At 40.7% G+C, this 18,237-nt stretch carries 15 protein-coding genes and 1 pseudogene; 8 read left to right on the forward strand and 8 right to left on the reverse strand.

Annotation, left to right across the window (positions count from 1 at the left end):
• Positions 1–33: 33 nt before the first annotated feature.
• Positions 34–1,476: an aspartate ammonia-lyase gene (gene aspA, locus QLH32_RS02515; RefSeq protein ID WP_283267936.1), complete on the reverse strand. Its 1,443-nt coding sequence runs from the start codon at positions 1,474–1,476 to the stop codon at positions 34–36.
• 483 nt (positions 1,477–1,959) lie between these two features.
• Between aspA and putP the strand changes: the two genes are divergently transcribed.
• Positions 1,960–3,456, forward strand: a complete 1,497-nt coding sequence (gene putP / locus QLH32_RS02520) for a sodium/proline symporter PutP (protein WP_283267937.1) — start codon at positions 1,960–1,962, stop codon at positions 3,454–3,456.
• Between the two features lie 43 nt (positions 3,457–3,499).
• Here putP and QLH32_RS02525 read toward each other — a convergent pair whose 3' ends face one another.
• The gene (locus tag QLH32_RS02525; protein ID WP_283267938.1) at positions 3,500–3,991 is read right to left on the reverse strand and encodes an Lrp/AsnC ligand binding domain-containing protein; all 492 of its coding nucleotides are present in this window, start codon (positions 3,989–3,991) and stop codon (positions 3,500–3,502) included.
• Positions 3,992–4,108: 117 nt separating this feature from the next.
• Between QLH32_RS02525 and putA the strand changes: the two genes are divergently transcribed.
• The 3 genes from putA to QLH32_RS02540 all read left to right on the forward strand — a co-directional run bounded on the left by putA (position 4,109) and on the right by QLH32_RS02540 (position 9,651).
• Positions 4,109–7,873 carry a trifunctional transcriptional regulator/proline dehydrogenase/L-glutamate gamma-semialdehyde dehydrogenase gene (gene putA, locus QLH32_RS02530; protein ID WP_283267940.1) on the forward strand — a complete coding sequence of 1,255 codons (3,765 nt, stop codon included), beginning with the start codon at positions 4,109–4,111 and terminating at the stop codon, positions 7,871–7,873.
• Positions 7,874–8,088: 215 nt separating this feature from the next.
• Positions 8,089–9,174, forward strand: a complete 1,086-nt coding sequence (gene trmA / locus QLH32_RS02535) for a tRNA (uridine(54)-C5)-methyltransferase TrmA (RefSeq protein ID WP_283267941.1) — start codon at positions 8,089–8,091, stop codon at positions 9,172–9,174.
• 249 nt (positions 9,175–9,423) lie between these two features.
• Complete coding sequence (locus tag QLH32_RS02540; RefSeq protein ID WP_283267943.1) at positions 9,424–9,651, forward strand: hypothetical protein; 228 nt, start codon at positions 9,424–9,426, stop codon at positions 9,649–9,651.
• Between the two features lie 32 nt (positions 9,652–9,683).
• Here the strand turns inward: QLH32_RS02540 and QLH32_RS02545 are convergent, their stop codons facing one another.
• Positions 9,684–10,418, reverse strand: a complete 735-nt coding sequence (locus QLH32_RS02545) for a phosphodiester glycosidase family protein (protein ID WP_283267945.1) — start codon at positions 10,416–10,418, stop codon at positions 9,684–9,686.
• 173 nt (positions 10,419–10,591) lie between these two features.
• Here QLH32_RS02545 and QLH32_RS02550 point away from each other — a divergent pair, with 173 nt between their 5' ends.
• Positions 10,592–11,122 (forward strand): lecithin retinol acyltransferase family protein, encoded by a 531-nt coding sequence (locus QLH32_RS02550; protein ID WP_283267946.1) that lies wholly within the window; start codon positions 10,592–10,594, stop codon positions 11,120–11,122.
• A gap of 30 nt (positions 11,123–11,152) precedes the next feature.
• Here the strand turns inward: QLH32_RS02550 and QLH32_RS02555 are convergent, their stop codons facing one another.
• The gene (locus QLH32_RS02555) at positions 11,153–11,614 is read right to left on the reverse strand and encodes a nucleoside deaminase (protein WP_279959978.1); all 462 of its coding nucleotides are present in this window, start codon (positions 11,612–11,614) and stop codon (positions 11,153–11,155) included.
• A gap of 209 nt (positions 11,615–11,823) precedes the next feature.
• Here QLH32_RS02555 and QLH32_RS02560 point away from each other — a divergent pair.
• A pseudogene (locus QLH32_RS02560) lies at positions 11,824–12,330 on the forward strand (GNAT family N-acetyltransferase).
• A 95-nt stretch (positions 12,331–12,425) separates the two neighbouring features.
• Here the strand turns inward: QLH32_RS02560 and QLH32_RS02565 are convergent.
• Positions 12,426–13,004 (reverse strand): YceI family protein, encoded by a 579-nt coding sequence (locus QLH32_RS02565; RefSeq protein ID WP_004680843.1) that lies wholly within the window; start codon positions 13,002–13,004, stop codon positions 12,426–12,428.
• A 227-nt stretch (positions 13,005–13,231) separates the two neighbouring features.
• On the opposite strand from QLH32_RS02565, the gene QLH32_RS02570 reads away from it, so the two are divergent.
• Positions 13,232–13,639 (forward strand): OsmC family protein, encoded by a 408-nt coding sequence (locus QLH32_RS02570; RefSeq protein WP_267979599.1) that lies wholly within the window; start codon positions 13,232–13,234, stop codon positions 13,637–13,639.
• 47 nt (positions 13,640–13,686) lie between these two features.
• On the opposite strand, the gene QLH32_RS02575 is transcribed toward QLH32_RS02570, so the two are convergent.
• Both QLH32_RS02575 and tkt read right to left on the reverse strand, forming a co-directional pair.
• Positions 13,687–14,220: a DUF3916 domain-containing protein gene (locus QLH32_RS02575; RefSeq protein ID WP_283267949.1), complete on the reverse strand. Its 534-nt coding sequence runs from the start codon at positions 14,218–14,220 to the stop codon at positions 13,687–13,689.
• Positions 14,221–14,289: 69 nt separating this feature from the next.
• The gene (gene tkt / locus QLH32_RS02580; protein WP_283267950.1) at positions 14,290–16,281 is read right to left on the reverse strand and encodes a transketolase; all 1,992 of its coding nucleotides are present in this window, start codon (positions 16,279–16,281) and stop codon (positions 14,290–14,292) included.
• Between the two features lie 371 nt (positions 16,282–16,652).
• Between tkt and metK the strand changes: the two genes are divergently transcribed.
• Complete coding sequence (gene metK, locus QLH32_RS02585) at positions 16,653–17,819, forward strand: methionine adenosyltransferase (protein ID WP_283267952.1); 1,167 nt, start codon at positions 16,653–16,655, stop codon at positions 17,817–17,819.
• A gap of 54 nt (positions 17,820–17,873) precedes the next feature.
• Here metK and QLH32_RS02590 read toward each other — a convergent pair whose 3' ends face one another.
• Positions 17,874–18,131 carry a hypothetical protein gene (locus QLH32_RS02590; RefSeq protein WP_267979603.1) on the reverse strand — a complete coding sequence of 86 codons (258 nt, stop codon included), beginning with the start codon at positions 18,129–18,131 and terminating at the stop codon, positions 17,874–17,876.
• Positions 18,132–18,237: the final 106 nt, after the last annotated feature.

Consider the following 18,237-nt stretch of genomic DNA (forward strand, 5'->3'; position numbering starts at 1 on the left):
ACTGGGCTTTTTTAAAGATATGAATCGGGCAATCTAGGCGACATAGTCCACTGGAATACCATCAACCTCAGAGACTAGGTTCTCAAAAGAGAAAATCTCATCAAGTTGTTGCTGAGTCAATAAACCACGCTCCAAAACGATGGCCTGTATGGTTTTGTTCTCCGCAATACATTGCTTACCGATTTCATCACAGAGCGCATGACCCAATAATGGATCAAGCAAGGTAATAATCCCGACACTACGCATCACAGCATCATGACAAGCCTGTTCGTGTGCCCTGATTCCGCGTACACATTTTTCATCCAGACTTTGAATGGCATGTGTCAGTAATTCAATGGACTCATTCAATGAAATTGCAATTACAGGCTCCATCACATTGAGTTGTAACTGACCTGCTTCAGCGGCAAAGGTAATGGTCAAATCATTGCCAATCACCTTAAATGCAATTTGGTTCACCACTTCTGGAATGACTGGGTTGACTTTTGCAGGCATGATTGAAGAACCTGCCTGTAATTCAGGAAGCTGGATTTCACCCAAACCTGTACGTGGCCCAGAACTAAGCAAACGCAGGTCATTGCTGATTTTTGACAGTTTACAGGCCAGACGCTTTAGTGCACTGGATAAAATGATGAATACACCACAGTCACTGGTTGCCTCAACATAATCTTCCGCACCGACAAGCTTTAAACCTGTAATCTCTTTCAGGCAAGAAATTACTTTTAGCGCATAACCTTTTGGTGTATTGACCCCTGTACCAATTGCGGTTGCACCCAGGTTTACCTCAAGCAACAACTCACGGGTGCGCTTGATTAGCCGAACATCTTCTTTTAGCAAGGTTGCAAATGCATGGAACTCCTGTCCCAATGTCATCGGAACCGCATCCTGAAGCTGGGTACGCCCCATCTTTAACACATAGCGGAACTCAATGGCCTTGTTTTCAAATGAAGTGATCAACTTATCCATTTGTGTAAACAAGGCATCCAATGAACAATAGGTTGATAGACGAATTGCTGTTGGATATACATCATTGGTCGATTGTGATTTATTGACATGATCATTTGGATGGATCACATCATACTGGCCTTTTTGATGTCCCAGCGACTCAAGGGCAATATTGGCGATCACTTCATTGGTATTCATATTAATGGAAGTACCCGCTCCACCCTGATAAATATCAATCGGGAATGAGTCTTGCCACTTTTCGGTTTCCGTGATTAATGCATCACAGGCATGCTGAATTGCTAAACTTTGTGTTTCAGTCAATTTACCAAAACTTAGATTCGCCTGAGCTGATGCCTTTTTTACCTGTGCCAATGCACGAATGAAGTGGCTATTCTGGCCAACTTTTTGCGAAGAAATCTTAAAATTCTCAATTGCGCGTAAAGTATGAATTCCATAATAACATGCTGCTGGAACTTCTTTTGCGCCGAGCAAATCATGCTCTATTCTTATGGTCGCCGTTTGAACCGTGTTCACTTTTCATTTCTCTCAGAACATGCACTCTGTTGGTGCAAAGAAATAATATGAAATATTTCAAGTAAATTTTCATTAGCAAAATTGCTTAGCCTTACACTCTTTTTATAATAGAATTTCTCTAAACTGTTGCTTTTGTAACATCATGTGTCATATTTTTAAGCTTATTTTGAGGTATAAAAAGTATAATTTAAGAGAAAACTTTGCTCTTTGTAATTTTTCCAAATATATCGTTTATTTTTTGATGGGATAAAATAAGTTTTTATAAGAAAAAAAGTGATGATTTTTCCATTTAGAAATTAATATTCATGCACTTAATTTAAATTACACAAAATATACAAATAAATTACATAAAAATAACAGTATTTCAAAAAACATTCGTGCTTGAATCTCTGGCCTTATCAGTCTTATTAGAATAGTAAATCAATTTTTTGGCTATTCAGATTGGATTGCACAATTATGGATATGTAAGGACAGGCATCCATTATGAATTTTTCGAATCCCACTGTGGTTGTATTCGTGGTGTATATCATCGCCATGCTTGGCATTGGTTTCTACGCCTATTTTTCCACCAAAAACCTTGATGACTATATTCTTGGAGGACGAAGTCTAGGTAGTTTTGTCACCGCATTGTCGGCGGGTGCATCCGACATGAGTGGCTGGTTACTCATGGGTTTGCCTGGTGCAATTTACCTGTCAGGATTATCAGAGTCATGGATTGCCATTGGCCTGATCATTGGTGCATGGCTGAACTGGTATCTGGTTGCAGGTCGCCTACGTGTACATACCGAAGTGCAGAACAACGCCCTTACCCTGCCTGATTATTTTACGGGTCGTTTTGATGACCAGAAAAAAATCCTGCGCGTCACCTCTGCATTGATCATCCTGATTTTCTTTGCAATTTATTGTGCTTCTGGCATGGTGGCTGGCGCGCGCCTGTTTGAAACCCTATTCCACCTGCCTTATGGTACAGCCTTGTGGCTGGGTGCATTTGCAACCATTGGCTATGTGTGTATTGGTGGTTTTCTGGCAATCAGCTGGACGGACACCTTTCAGGCAGGTCTCATGATTTTTGCCCTGTTGTTGCTTCCAATTGTGACCTATATGTCTTTGGGTATAGGCGCAGAAGAATTTACCGCTCTCATTGAAACAGCACGTCCTCATGCTTATGATTTTGCTTCAAATTTAAGTTTTGTTGCGATACTCTCAGCAGCAGCCTGGGGCTTAGGCTATTTTGGTCAACCACATATCCTTGTACGTTTTATGGCAGCCGATTCAGTTAAATCTATTCCTAATGCCCGTCGTATCGGCATGGCCTGGATGATTTTGTGTCTGGGTGGGGCTGTCGGTTCTGGTTTTATCGGTATTGCCTATTTCCAGCAGCATCCTGAACTTGCGGCAGCGGTAAGTGCCAATCCAGAAACCGTGTTTATGGAACTCACCAAGATCTTATTTAATCCCTGGGTTGTGGGTGTGATTCTTGCCGCAATTCTGTCTGCAGTAATGAGTACCTTGAGTTGTCAGCTATTGGTCTGCTCAAGTGCTTTGACAGAGGATTTATACAAGGGCTTGATCCGTAAAAATGCCTCTCAAAAAGAGCTGGTCTGGATTGGACGTGCGATGGTATTGGCTGTTGCAATGCTGGCTCTTGCCCTCGCCCAGAATCCTGACAGTAAGGTGCTTGGCTTGGTGTCTTATGCATGGGCAGGTTTTGGTGCCGCATTTGGTCCATTGATTATCATGTCCCTGTTCTGGAAACGTATGACCCTAAACGGTGCCCTGGTGGGTATGGTGGTTGGTGCTCTCACCGTGATTGTATGGAAAAACTTATTTGCTGATACAGGGATTTATGAAATCATTCCTGGCTTTTTCTTTGCATTGATCAGTATTGTGGTGGTGAGCTTACTCGGTAAGGCGCCAAACGCTACAGTGACCAGCCGTTTTGAACAAGCGGATGAGATTTATACCCGTGAAATGAATTAATTACGGGAAAATTTAAGGGGCTTACCAGCCCCTTTTCTTTGGTCTAAAATTTTGTTTTTGACTTAATTTTTATTTTCGAACTGTCCTTAACCACCTGCATCACTGGGTAGCTGCGAGTTTCTTTCACTCCAGGCAGTTGCCACAAAATTTGTCCTGAAATACGGCGAAATTCCTCCATATTGCTACAACGTAGCTTGATCAGGAAATCAAAGCCACCACTCACCATATGACATTCCACAATTTCAGGATATTGCGTCACCGCATCAATAAAATCATCCAGAACGTTTGGTGTGGTTTTATCCAACAGCACTTCAACGAATACCAGGAAATTTGCATTGAGCTTGCCTGGATTGAGTTTTGCCTCATATCCCAGAATAAATTCATCTTTGGTAAGCTTCTGGACACGCGCCATCACCGCAGTGGGAGAAAGGTTCACTAATTCCGCCAATTTACTGTTGGAAATTCTCCCATCTGTTTGAAGAATATCCATAATTTTTAGATCAGTACGGTCTAAGCTATAAATAGGGCCATTCAACTGAATTTTCCTCTAAAAAATGGGTAAATTATAGTGAGTTACTCGGGTTTTATTCTGTAATCATAAATTATCTAAACCTCTCTACTCAATAGAGATAGATTGTTATCGGAATTTAGCATGAATACTTTGGATATCCCCGCAGAGATGGACACAACTCACAACAACGGTGGTTATATCACCGAATTTAAAGAAAAAAGTGAGTTTGAGCAACGCATTAACACCGCTTGGCGACGTGCAGAACCTGAAGCAGTCGCAGAGCTTGCTGAAGCAGCAAATATTTCGCCCGATCTTGATCAAAAAATTTATGAGTTGGCTTTTAGCCTGGCGCACAACTTACGTGAACGTAAAAGCTCAGCAGGTAAGGCAGGTATCGTTCAAGGTCTACTACAAGAGTTTTCTCTTTCCTCTCAGGAAGGTGTCGCTCTGATGTGTTTGGCAGAAGCCCTGCTTCGTATTCCAGATACAGCAACCCGTGATTTATTGATCCGTGACAAAATCAACCAAGGTAACTGGAAAGAACATGTTGGTCAAAGTAGCCTGATGTTCGTCAATGCTGCTGCATGGGGCTTAATGTTGACTGGTAAGCTGATGGAAACACCTAAGCAAACCAGCTTATCCAGTGTTTTGACGGGTCTTTTGGCGCGTAGTGGTCGCGGGATCATCCGTAAAGCAGTTGACGTTGCAATGCGTATGATGGGTGAGCAATTCGTTACTGGCGAAACCATCGAAGAAGCACTTGAACATGCAAAACCATTTGAACACAAAGGTTTCCGTTACTCATACGATATGTTGGGTGAAGCTGCACTGACTGAACATGATGCTGAACGTTACTATAACGACTACACTCAAGCGATCCATGCCATTGGTAAAGCATCAAATGGCCGTGGCGTTTATGATGGCCCTGGTATCTCAATCAAGCTCTCTGCTTTACACCCACGCTACCAACGTGCACAAATTGCGCGCGTTCATCACGAACTTTACAACAAAGTCTTCGAACTTGCGTGCTTGGCAAAACAATACAACATCGGTTTAAACATCGATGCTGAAGAATCTGAACGTTTAGAAATTTCGCTCGAGTTACTTGAGCGTTTATGCTTCGAGCCAAAACTTGCGGATTGGAAAGGTATTGGCTTCGTTATTCAGGCTTATCAAAAGCGTTGTTTCTACGTTGTTGATTACATCGTCGACCTTGCAAAACGCAGTAACAAACGCCTGATGATCCGTTTAGTGAAAGGTGCGTATTGGGACAGCGAAATCAAGAAAGCGCAAATTGATGGCATGACGGATTACCCTGTGTTTACCCGTAAAGTTCACACTGATTTGTCATACATTGCGTGTGCGAAAAAATTACTTGCTGCACCAGATCAAGTCTATCCGCAATTTGCGACACACAATGCGCAATCACTTGCAACGATCTATACCTTGGCTGATCCAAGCAAATACTACCCTGGTCAATACGAATTCCAATGCTTGCACGGTATGGGCGAACCATTGTATGAACAAGTGGTTGGTTCTAAAGAAGATGGCAAGTTAGGTGTTCCATGTCGTGTTTATGCACCTGTTGGTAACCATGAAACTTTATTGGCTTATTTAGTCCGTCGTTTACTTGAAAATGGTGCAAACACCTCATTCGTAAACCGTATAGCTGATAAGACTTTAAAAGTTGAAGACTTGATTCAGTCTCCAATCAAAGATATTCAAACTTCTGCGAAAGATGAAGGTCAGCTTGGCTTAAAACACCCTGCAATTCCACTTCCACATGATCTTTATCCATTACGTCCAAACTCAAATGGCTTTGATTTGAATAACGATCAACCATTAGCAGACTTGGATGCGACGGCACAGAAATTACGTAGCCAGATTTGGAAAAGTGCGCCATTACTTGGATTTGAATCAACAGTTCACGACGAAAGCAATGCACTTGCAATTACAAACCCAGCACAAAACAGTGAAATTGTCGGTTATGTAAACGAAGCAACCAGTGCGGATGTACAACTGGCGCTAGAAGCTGCGGTACAAGCTGAACAAAGCTGGGCTGCAACAGGTAAAGTTGAACGTGCAGCTTGCTTAAAACGCGCTGCAGATTTGATGGAAGCTCGCATTCAAGAGTTGATGGTATTGCTTTGCCGTGAAAGTGTTAAAACCTATGCCAATGCCATTGCAGAAGTTCGTGAAGCAGTCGATTTCTTGCGTTATTACGCGACACAAATCGAAAACTTGCCTGCAAATGCAGAAGTAAAACCACTGGGTACTGTATTGTGTATTAGCCCATGGAACTTCCCTCTTGCGATTTTCTCTGGTCAGATTGCAGCAGCATTGGTGAGTGGTAACTGTGTGATTGCCAAACCTGCTGAACAAACACCTTTAATTGCAGCTCAAGCAGTTCAAATGCTTTGGGAAGCTGGCGTGCCACACGGCGTTGTTCAGCTTCTTCCAGGTCGCGGTGAAACCGTTGGTGCTCAATTGAGCCAAGATGATCGTGTTCAAGGCATCATGTTCACTGGTTCGACTGAAGTTGCAAAAATTTTGCAAAAGACTGTCGCAAAACGCTTGTCTCCAAATGGTCAGCCAATTCCGTTAATCGCGGAAACGGGTGGTCAAAATGCAATGATCGTAGATTCTTCTGCACTTACTGAACAAGTCGTTCTCGATGTTGTCAGTTCTGCATTTGACAGTGCGGGTCAACGTTGTTCTGCACTTCGTATCTTATGTGTGCAAGAAGACAGCGCTGCAACAGTCATCAAAATGTTGAAAGGTGCAATGCAACAGTTGATCGTAGGCAACCCTGCAATCTTAAAAACTGACATTGGCCCAGTGATTGATACTGAAGCAAAACAAACCATCGATACGCATATTCAAAAGATGAAATCTAAGGGCTACCCTGTTCATCAATTGATGTTTAACGATGCAGTAAGCCAACAAGCGCTTGCACAAGGTACATTTGTTCCACCAACAGCGATTGAATTGCCAAACCTTGACGATCTAGAACGTGAAGTCTTTGGTCCTGTATTGCACATCATCACTTATAAATATGGTGAGCTTGAGCAATTGATCGACCGTATCAATGCCAAAGGCTATGGCTTAACCATGGGTCTACACACACGTATTGATGAAACCATTAATACAGTGATCCAACGTGCTGAGGTAGGTAACTTATATATCAACCGCAACATCGTTGGTGCAGTTGTAGGCGTGCAACCATTTGGTGGTGAAGGCTTATCGGGTACTGGTCCTAAAGCTGGTGGTCCGCTTTATATGTACCGTTTGATGGAGCATTGTTCAGAGAAAGTATTGGCAACCCCATTTGCGGTGAAAGCTGAAATCTCTAACTTTGATGCTGTATCGAATGTTGCTTATCAAAGCTTATTGGCTTGGGCAAACCAAAATATGCCTCAAGCAATTCCAACGATTCCAGCATTTGGTGTAGGTAAGTTCTACGAGTTGCAAGGCCCTACTGGTGAAAGCAACCAATACATTATCTTGCCTCGTCATCGTGTGCTTTCGATTGCGAATGATGAAGCAAGCCAGCTTCAACAATTACTTGCGATTTTCTCCGTCAGCAGTACTGCGGCTGTGTTGAAAGACAATGCATTCTTAGTAAAACACAAAGCGTCTTTACCAAAAGATGTCTTAGATGCAATCACAGTCATTTCTAGCATTGAAAAAGATGCTTTTGATGCTGTTTTACATCATGGTTCAGTTGATCAATTAACTGAACTACAAACTAAAATTGCGAACCGTTCTGGAGCAATCGTGGGCATTACTCATCTTAAGAAAGATGAGCAGGTTCCTTTAGAACGTCTAGTCATTGAACGCGCTATTAGCGTAAATACTGCTGCTGCCGGTGGTAATGCGAGTTTAATGACTTTATCTGAAGACTAATTTAATTCTCTTGCGGAACTTCAGTCGTTCCTCATCCCAGCCCGAATCATGTTTACATGGTTCGGGTTTTTTATTAATTCGAAAAATCAAATAGCTTTAATTCAATCTATCCACCAAGATAAGCCGATCAATAAGTGAATGTCATAATTTCCTGCACCTTACTACGCTTTTTTGATACCATTCCCGTTTAGATTTCACCTGTAGTTTTCTTTTTTATGACCATATCTTACCAACAGCAACTTCAAGAGAAAGTTGAACGTATTACTACACAGTTTGCATCGTTCAACCCACCAGCTTTAGAAGTGTTTCAATCGCCTGAACAACATTTCCGTATGCGTGCAGAATTTCGTATTTGGCATACCGAAGATGATTTGTTCTATGCCATGTTTGAACGTGCTGAAGATGGAAAACAAAAAGAAGTTATCCGCGTGGATGAGTTTCCGATTGCAGATCAAAGCATCAATGATTTGATGCCACGTTTATTAGATGAATTAAAAGCAGTTCCTATTTTATCGCAACGTGTTTTTGAAGCAGACTTTCTCTCAACCTTAAGTGGAGAGATGTTGGTCACCCTGATTTACCATCGTAAATTAGATGCTGAATGGGAAACCGCGGCTAAAGCACTAACTGAAAAACTGAATATTAAAATCATGGGCCGTAGCCGTGGCCAGAAAGTGATTATTGGCGATGACTATGTGGTTGAACAACTTAATGTTCACGGTCGTACTTTTAAATATAAACAAATTGAAAGCAGCTTTACTCAGCCAAACGCACAAGTATGCCAACACATGCTGGAATGGGCTTGTGATGCTGCGAATGGTGCGCAGAAAGACCTATTAGAACTGTATTGCGGCAATGGTAACTTTACTTTGCCACTGTCTTTAAAGTTTAAACGTGTACTGGCAACCGAACTGGCAAAATCATCGGTGTATGCAGCACAATGGAATATTGAGCAAAACCAGATTGATAACATTCAGGTGGCTCGTTTATCTGCGGAAGAATTTACTCAGGCTTATCAAGGTGAACGTGAATTTAGACGTTTACAAGAAGCCAATATCGACATTCAAAGCTACGATTTTGACTCGGTTTTTGTCGATCCTCCTCGTGCAGGAATTGATGATGAAACGCTCAGGCTATTACAAGGATTCGAGCGTATTATTTATATTTCGTGTAATCCAGATACCCTATATGACAATCTAAAAACACTGGCTCAAACCCATCGAATTGTGAAGTTTGCCCTATTCGATCAGTTTCCTTTTACCCATCATGTTGAGTCAGGCATTTTACTTGAGAAGATTTAAACAAATTATTGCAACGTAACAATAATTTATAAAGGGTTCCAGTAACCCTTTATTTTTACTCAAGGTATATTTATAAAAAAGGTATATTTTTCAAAGGTCAAGTCATTAGGCTGTCATAATTTCGTTAATTCAGGGAAAATTCATCGAAAAAATTGACGTTTGACTGCTGCTTTTATCACTTTAGTTGACTTGTATTTTATTTTAAATTGATTATATTTCGAGCTATGTTAGGTTAGTTATGAAGGCTCTATGAGTTTTTGGCAAAAATTGTTCAATGCGGATCATCAATATAACGAACACAAGAACCAGACTTCTTGCGTTGAAAATGATTATTCTTGCAAAACCAATGAACAACTACTGGATGCTTTGGTTAAAGCAACAGATGAAGATGTGATTAAAGGCATCAAAAAAGTATTGATTTCCCGAGGCTACAGTCGCAAGGAATTACTTGCACTCATCAAGCCACCAATCCAATAAAAATAAAATTCTCCCTAATCTTTTGAGTGGGATTAGGGACAATCTTTCCGACTCACTTGCCCAACAATTGGCCCTAAATTAAAGGTTTTATCATGGCGGTGAGTTTGTGCTGAGTACAGGCTTGAAATTGAACCATCCAGATATAAAGCATCATCTATGTTTAACTGTTGCTTAAAAAATTGTGCAAACTGATAGAAACTGACCCGTTGTTGCGAAATCACGAAATACAATTGATTATCCTTGATCCCCACACCATTCCTGATTTTTAAGGAATTTGAGTCAGGCAAGAACTGGCGATTCATTTTGCCATTATTTACCAGCATAGGCCCTGACTGAGTGGCAAACTGAGGCTTAAACCCATCATGTTTATAGTCCGTGGTTGTTTTAATCACCGCTTGTTTATCATTCCAGGCAACCACTCCATTCGGTTGCATAAAGAAGTTACCAAAACCTGTTTCTTCATTTAACTGATTTATTTCCTTTCCATTTTCAACATATAGCCCAACAGGTTGAAAGTCTGCATGATACATCCCTGCATTCATGGCAAAATTTAGCTGTGTACATTTTGGCAACTCCCGTTGAATATTAGAAAACTTCTGGTAATAACGATCTGTCTTAGGACTTTTTAGGAACAATTTAAGCTGTCTCAGATCCTCTATTTTGATGACCTCATATTGAACATGTTGTACGTTAAATGTTTGTTGCCGCATTGCGTAAGTTGCTGGAACAATTGCCAATCCCAATACAATTAAAAGATATTTTTTCATTAGGCTATTAAACTTTCTTTTGAATATGGCTTATTCTCACACAGTCAGGCAAAGCACAAAATAGTAGATACAAACTCTCCACATATTCACATGATTGATCTTATAAATCTGCTCGATTGGTTCTTATTTTTTTATTAAAATACAAATGTAAATACAATCAACTTTGTATCCACATGCAACAGAAACAACACTATCCACTTGGTGCCCATCTCATTGTTAAACATTTTGGTTATAGCCATCATGGTATTTATGTAGGCCGTGGGCGGGTGATTCACTATTCAGGCTTTGCCCATATTTTTAAGAAGCGGCCTATTGAAACAACCTCACTGCAACGTTTTGCACATGGAAAAACAATCCATATCAAGAATTATCCAGCCCCTCGCTACAAGGCCAAGGCTGTAGTGAAGCGTATGCGTTCACGTATGCATGAAAACCAGTATCATTTGATTATCAACAACTGTGAACATTTATGCACATGGGCAGTTACAGGTATTGAGTCCAGCACGCAGGTTGAGCGTATGCAACGCCGTCTTGCGACCATTGGTTATATCAGCTCAGTCATGAGCTATATGAACAGTATTATGCTGACGATTGCAACGGCGTGTTTTGCAATCGTCCTATATATCAAGATGATGCTGCGCACACAGACGAGAAAGTCTGTTCCCGCATATTTATTGCCAAAGGACAAACAAGCTAAGGACTAAAATGTGTAGGCGTAAATTCAGGTTATTGATTTATTCGGTCTGTAAATTTTGCCATAGGCTATATAAATCATGATCCTGTTTCGGCTTGACTTGTACAAAAGAAAGGCCCTCTTGGCTTTCAGGTGGCATTCTTAATATCTGGGCAATTTTTGCAGTGGATAAACCAAATGGTTCAGCCTCAATATTGGAAAATGCATAAACAACACGGTGAATCCCAGACATACGCATGGCAGCCAAACACATGGGACAAGGCTGCCCACTAGCATATACCACGCAATTTTCCAGATTAGGACTCGCCAAGGCTTTGCCTGCTTCACGCAATGCCGATAATTCTGCATGGGCCGTAGGATCATTGGTTAATTTAATCTGATTTACGCCAGTTGCAATCACATTGCCATCTTTTACAACCAATGCGGCAAAAGGCCGTCCACCTGACCGTGCATTTTCCAAAGCCAAATCAACTGCCTGTTGTATAAAATCCTGATCAACCATGTGTATGTCCTAAGCTAAAGAATAATGGATCGTTTAATCCTGATTATAAAATCAAATTCACACAATTATTCATCCTATCAAATTAAATACGAAAACCTAAGCTATGCTACTCCACAAAGCCATGATGGATGGATACCATGAAACAATGATTTATCGTTTATATTCATTCCATACATACATTGGGAAATTTTATTAGGACCAAACAAAACATGAACTTTCATATTCGAAATGAACAAACATCCGATATTCAGGCTATTTTTAATTTAACTGAAATCGCTTTTAAAGATCAGCAATATTCCAGCCATGCTGAACAATTTATAGTGAATGCACTGCGTAATTCAGGTCAATTAACCCTTTCACTGGTTGCTGAATATAACCATGAAGTGATTGGACACATTGCATTTTCTCCTGTTTCCATTTCAGATGGATCAACAGGTTGGTATGGTCTCGGGCCAGTTTCAGTTCTACCTAAGTATCAAGGACAAGGTGTTGGCTCGAAGTTAATCAATGATGGTTTAGCTGCATTGAAGAATTTGGGAGCAGCAGGATGTGTATTGCTTGGTGAACCTGAATATTATGGCAGGTTTGGCTTTAAAGCAGACTCAAGACTGGTTTTAGAAAATGTACCTGCTTAATATTTTCAAGTACTTGCTTTCTCTGAAACTATCCCGACAGGTAGCGTTGTTTATGCCGAAGCTTTTAACGCAACAGCATAATATTGAATCAATACACCAAATTCACACGCAAAATTAAAAGAAGCTCAGGGATTAGTTCCATGAGCTTTTTTATCAATCTAATGATTTGTTTGATATTACTTTGCAGCAGTTGCTTCAGTGGTAATATTGACAGTGATCTTGTCACCTACATTAGGCACATAGTTTCCGATGCCAAATGCAGAACGGTTAAATGATGTTGTCGCATTAAAACCAATCGCTGGCACTTTCGCCATTGGGTGCTCACCTTGTTTATTGAGCACAGCATCCAAGACTACAGGTTTGGTCACACCTTTTACAGTCAAATCACCTGTAATTTTAAAGTGCTTTTTGTCCTTAGTTTCGACTTTGGTACTTTTAAAAGTAATGTTTGGATATTTCGCAGCATTAAACCATGCTTCTTCCTGGAATTCTTTATCCAAGGCAGGCACATTGGTATTTACACTACTGATCGGGATAGTGACCTCAACAGATGAGTTTGCTGGCTTGGCATTATCAACCTTAATTACACCCTGAATATCAGTAAAGTTCGCGCTTGGTGTAGAGAAACCAAAATGGTTCCAGCTAAACACGGTGGCAGTATGGGTTGGATCAATTTTATAGTCAACTGGTGCAGCCAAAGCGACTGAACTTGCGATAGCAACAGCTAAACCGAGGCTTAATGTTTTAAACTGCATTTTTCGTATCCTTGTTTGATATGTTGTTTAGTTTATAGATCACATAATTTTATTCACCATTCTTTATAAAACGATATGTTTCACCAGTGCAACAATAAAAGCGTTACAGTTGTTATGTAAAACGAATATCATAAGACTATTCGGTACTATACATATTGTCGCTAAAACGACATCATCAATTGACATACTTTTATTCAGATTTTTAAAGATAAACAACAAGGTAGAATATGACACATACTGTTCAGGCCCAAAATACCCCAACTCCTTATCGTGTAACGCTTACAGATTCTTCTGGTCATACCTGGTATGGAGATGAACCAACAGACAAAGGGGGTCAAGACTCAGCCCCTAACCCAATCCAACTGCTACTTTCAGCTTTAGGTGCGTGCACAACCATTACACTGGAAATGTATGCAAACCACAAAGGAATTAAACTTGATCATGTGCAGGTTGATTTGGCCTTAAACCCAAATGGTGAACCAGAATCAGGCCAAAACAATATTGAGCGTAAAATTACGCTAAAAGGTGAATTTACTGAAGAACAGCATAAACGCTTATTAAAAGTTGCGGAAAGTTGTCCTGTTCATAAATTATTAACATCTAATATTTCGATTCAAACTACCTTAGATATGTGATATGTAAGGTCGATTTCAATGAGTCTCCCATGTATTGAGAGACTCTATTAATTCTCAATAAAGAACCACTGATCAGCAGTATAATTATCCGCTTCATCTTCTGGATCGATATAACGGATTTTTATCCCTCGTTCATACATATTCTCAGGAATTTGCAGGTTCCAACTTTTAGCTAGACTTAAATCATCTGCCAACACATATTGAGAATCATATCTATCTGCTGATAATGTATGTGCATTAAAATAATCTTCATCTAAATATAAGCAAATCTCACTAGAAAACATATTTGGCTGTTCAACCATACAGACCACTTTACATAATTTTAACCCTTGAGGTTTTGCTTCAATTAAATATTGGCAAGCATTGATCAGGTATTGCGCACATTCTGCCTTAATTTCTTGCTGTGCATGTTTACCCTCAACCAGATTCATTGGAACAGGTATTTTCCAGTTATAGTACCGATCATGATATTCAGTTAAATCAGGAAAGTTATTTTTAAATCGCTCACTCCAGTGTCTAAGATTTCTTAATTTACGCGGGATTCCGCGTTCTTTTTTATCTGATAATGCTAACCGTCTCATTTTTATATTCCATTTGATCAATACAAAAAAAGCGCTCCTAGTGGAACGCTTCTTGTAGTACTTAAATCATTAAGCAGTCAGTTCGTTAACCGCAGCAACAACTGCTTCAGTGGTGATACCAAAGAACTGGAATAAGTCTTTTGCAGGCGCAGACTCGCCATAGGTGGTCATACCGATCACTTTGCCATCTAAACCAACAAATTTCCACCAGTAGTCTACATGAGCCGCTTCAACTGCAACACGCGCACGAATATGTGCTGGTAATACCGCTTCACGATAAGCAGCATCTTGCTTCATAAACTCTTCTGCACATGGCATAGACACAACACGCACACCATCAAGTTGAGCATATGCTTCCATTGCCAATGAAACTTCTGAACCTGTCGCGATGATGATTGCTTTCAACTCACCTTTTTCTTCAGCAAGGATATAACCACCTTTTGCAACGTTTTGAATTTGTGCTTCATTACGTGCCTGGAATGGCAAGTTTTGACGAGAGAAAATGAGTGCAGATGGACCATCTTTACGCTCAAGCGCAGATTTCCAGGAAATTGCAGCTTCAACGGTATCACATGGACGCCATGTATTCAGGTTTGGTGTACCGCGTAACGATGCAATTTGTTCAATTGGTTGGTGTGTTGGACCATCTTCACCTAAACCAATAGAGTCATGCGTATAGACATGAATCACACGTTGCTTCATCAATGCAGACATACGTACCGCATTACGTGCATATTCCATAAACATCAGGAATGTTGCAACATAAGGAACAAAACCACCGTGTAAAGCAATACCATTCGCAATTGCAGTCATACCAAATTCACGAACGCCATAGTAAATATAATTACCTGCTGGATTTTCCTGTACGCCTTCACAACCTTTCCAAAGCGTCAGGTTTGAACCCGCCAAGTCAGCAGAACCACCTAATAATTCAGGAAGTAATGGACCAAATGCCTGTAAGGTATTTTGGCTGGCTTTACGTGTTGCAATCGTTTCCGCTTTTGCATTTGTTTCAGCAATAAATGCGTCTGCTTGTGCAGCAAATTCAGCAGGTAAGTCACCATTGATGCGACGTAATAATTCAGCCGCTTCAGTTGGATATTTTGCCTGATATTGAGCAAACAATTCATTCCAAGCAGCTTCAGAAGTTTGACCTTTTGCTTTTGCATCCCAAGCCGCATACACATCTTCAGGAATTGCAAACGCTTCTTCGGTTGTCCAGCCAAGCGCCTGACGGGTTAATACGATTTCGTCTTTACCGAGTGGCGCACCGTGGCAATCTTCTTTACCTTGTTTGTTTGGTGAACCCAGACCAATAATCGTTTTACAGATAATAATTGTTGGCTTGTTAGTTTCAGCTTTTGCTTCAACAGTTGCCTGACGAATTGCAGCAGCATCATGGCCATCTACACGAAGCACTTGCCAGCCGTAGGCTTGGAAACGTTGTTCAGTATCATCGCTGAACCAGCCTTCAACTTCACCATCAATTGAGATACCATTGTCATCATAGTAAACAACAAGCTTACCAAGGCCTAAAGTACCTGCAAGTGAGCACACTTCATGAGAAATACCTTCCATCAGGCAACCATCACCCAGGAAACAATAAGTGAAATGATCAACAACATTTAAACTATCTTTGTTGAACTGGGCAGCCAACGTTTTTTCAGCCAAAGCGAAACCAACAGCATTGGCAATCCCCTGACCTAATGGACCAGTTGTGGTTTCAATACCAGGTGCATAACCATATTCAGGGTGGCCTGGTGTTCTAGAATGTAATTGACGGAACTGCTTTAAATCCTCAATAGATAGATCATAACCAGTTAAATGCAGTAATGCATATTGCAACATAGAACCATGACCATTCGATAATACAAAACGATCGCGGTTGGCCCATTGTGGATTGTCTGGATTATGATTTAAAAACTCACGCCAAACCACGTCAGCGATATCTGCCATCCCCATTGGCGCACCAGGATGCCCTGAGTTTGCCTGTTGCACAGCATCCATAGCCAAGACACGAATTGCATTTGCAATACGACGTTCATTTAAAGGGGTTGTCATAAGTCAGATCCAATCAAATCAATATGGTAAAAAGATGACAAGAAATCATCTATCAAAAATTTAGCCTATTGTCTTAAAAAAATGGCATGGGGTAAAGCTTAATACACGATATTTCTGTTTTTTTACTTATCTATAAACTTAGGTGACGCTTCATTTAAGAATCCAAGAAGTAAAAAGTGTAAAAATATCCCTATTCTTAAACATCTATATCAAGGATCAACTGCAAATATCAGTTTTACTGATGCTTATATCAATAAAAACACAATGAAAATGAAATAAATTCATGCTTTTTAGTCAGCTTGCGCTAGTCCTATACGCCAAGTCGATGTAACATACTCTGTCTTTTTGAAAATAACCATGATAGGACGTTCATGCGCGAGTACGCTGTTTTTACTTCAGAATCTGTAAGCGAGGGTCATCCAGACAAAATGGCTGACCAAATTAGTGATGCCATTTTAGATGCAATCCTAAAAGAAGACCCGTATGCGCGTGTCGCTTGTGAAACATTAGTAAAAACAGGTGCGGTTGTTCTTGCTGGTGAAATCACAACCACAGCAAATGTCGACTTTGAAGCGATTGTACGTCAAACCGTCAATGGAATTGGCTATCACCATTCTGATTTAGGTTTCGATGGTTCAACCTGTGCCGTGATTAATATGATCGGCAAACAGTCTCCTGAGATTGCGCAGGGTGTTGACCGCCAAAAACCTGAAGATCAAGGTGCGGGTGATCAGGGCTTAATGTTCGGTTATGCAAGCCATGAAACTGAATTTCTAATGCCTGCACCTATTTCTTATGCCCACCGCTTAATGGAACGTCAGGCTGAGTTACGTCGTTCAGGTGTTTTACCTTGGTTACGTCCAGATGCGAAAAGCCAGGTGACCTTTGCCTATGAAAATGGCATGCCTGTTCGGTTGGATGCGGTTGTGCTTTCAACTCAGCATGATCCTGAAATTAGCCAGGCTAATTTAAAAGAAGCAGTCATTGAGGAAATTGTTAAGCCGATCATTCCTGCTGAAATGTTCCATGCGGGTACAAAGTTTCACATCAACCCAACAGGTATGTTTGTGATTGGTGGACCTGTAGGTGACTGTGGTTTAACAGGCCGTAAGATTATTGTAGATACCTATGGCGGTATGGCCCGTCACGGTGGTGGTGCTTTCTCTGGTAAAGACCCATCGAAAGTTGACCGTTCTGCCGCGTATGCAGGCCGTTATGTTGCTAAAAATATTGTTGCTGCTGGATTAGCGGATAAATGTGAAATTCAGGTGAGTTATGCAATTGGTGTTGCAGAACCAACCTCCATTTCAATCAATACATTTAATACAGGCAAAGTGTCAGATGAGTTGATTATCCAGCTTGTTCGTGAACACTTCGACCTACGTCCATACGGTATTACCCGTATGTTAAACCTGATTCAGCCAATGTATAAGCAAACTGCTGCTTATGGTCACTTTGGTCGTGAGGGTTCAGACACTGCATTTACATGGGAAAAAACCGATAAGGTTGATGTGTTAAAAGATGCGGCTGGGCTGTAACACCTTACCTAATTTTAAAAGCTCGCTCATCGCGAGCTTTTTTATGCTCCTCAACTATCTGCTTGAGTCAGTATTGTCCTGTTTAAAGATTTCAAACAATGATGTCTTTTGTACAGGCTGTTCCTCTTGATGATGCTGTGAATATAAATGTGCAAGTTTTACAATGACCACAACCGCAAAACAGGCAGCCAAACAGAACATCCATAAACCATAAGGGCTTCGGATATGCTGAGAACCACAGTAAGGACACTCCTTATCTGTTGAGGCGACAACCTTGTCACAACATGCACAATGATATTGGTATAACATCATTCATTCCTCCTTTATTATTTTTTATTTTCTTTTCACAGCAACTTTTACCATCACAGTTTTATCCTATGAGAAAAAAAATGAGAATACAATCTAGTTTCTGAATCAG

This window comes from Acinetobacter corruptisaponis (assembly GCF_030053775.1).
Classification (GTDB): Bacteria; Pseudomonadota; Gammaproteobacteria; order Pseudomonadales; family Moraxellaceae; genus Acinetobacter; species Acinetobacter corruptisaponis.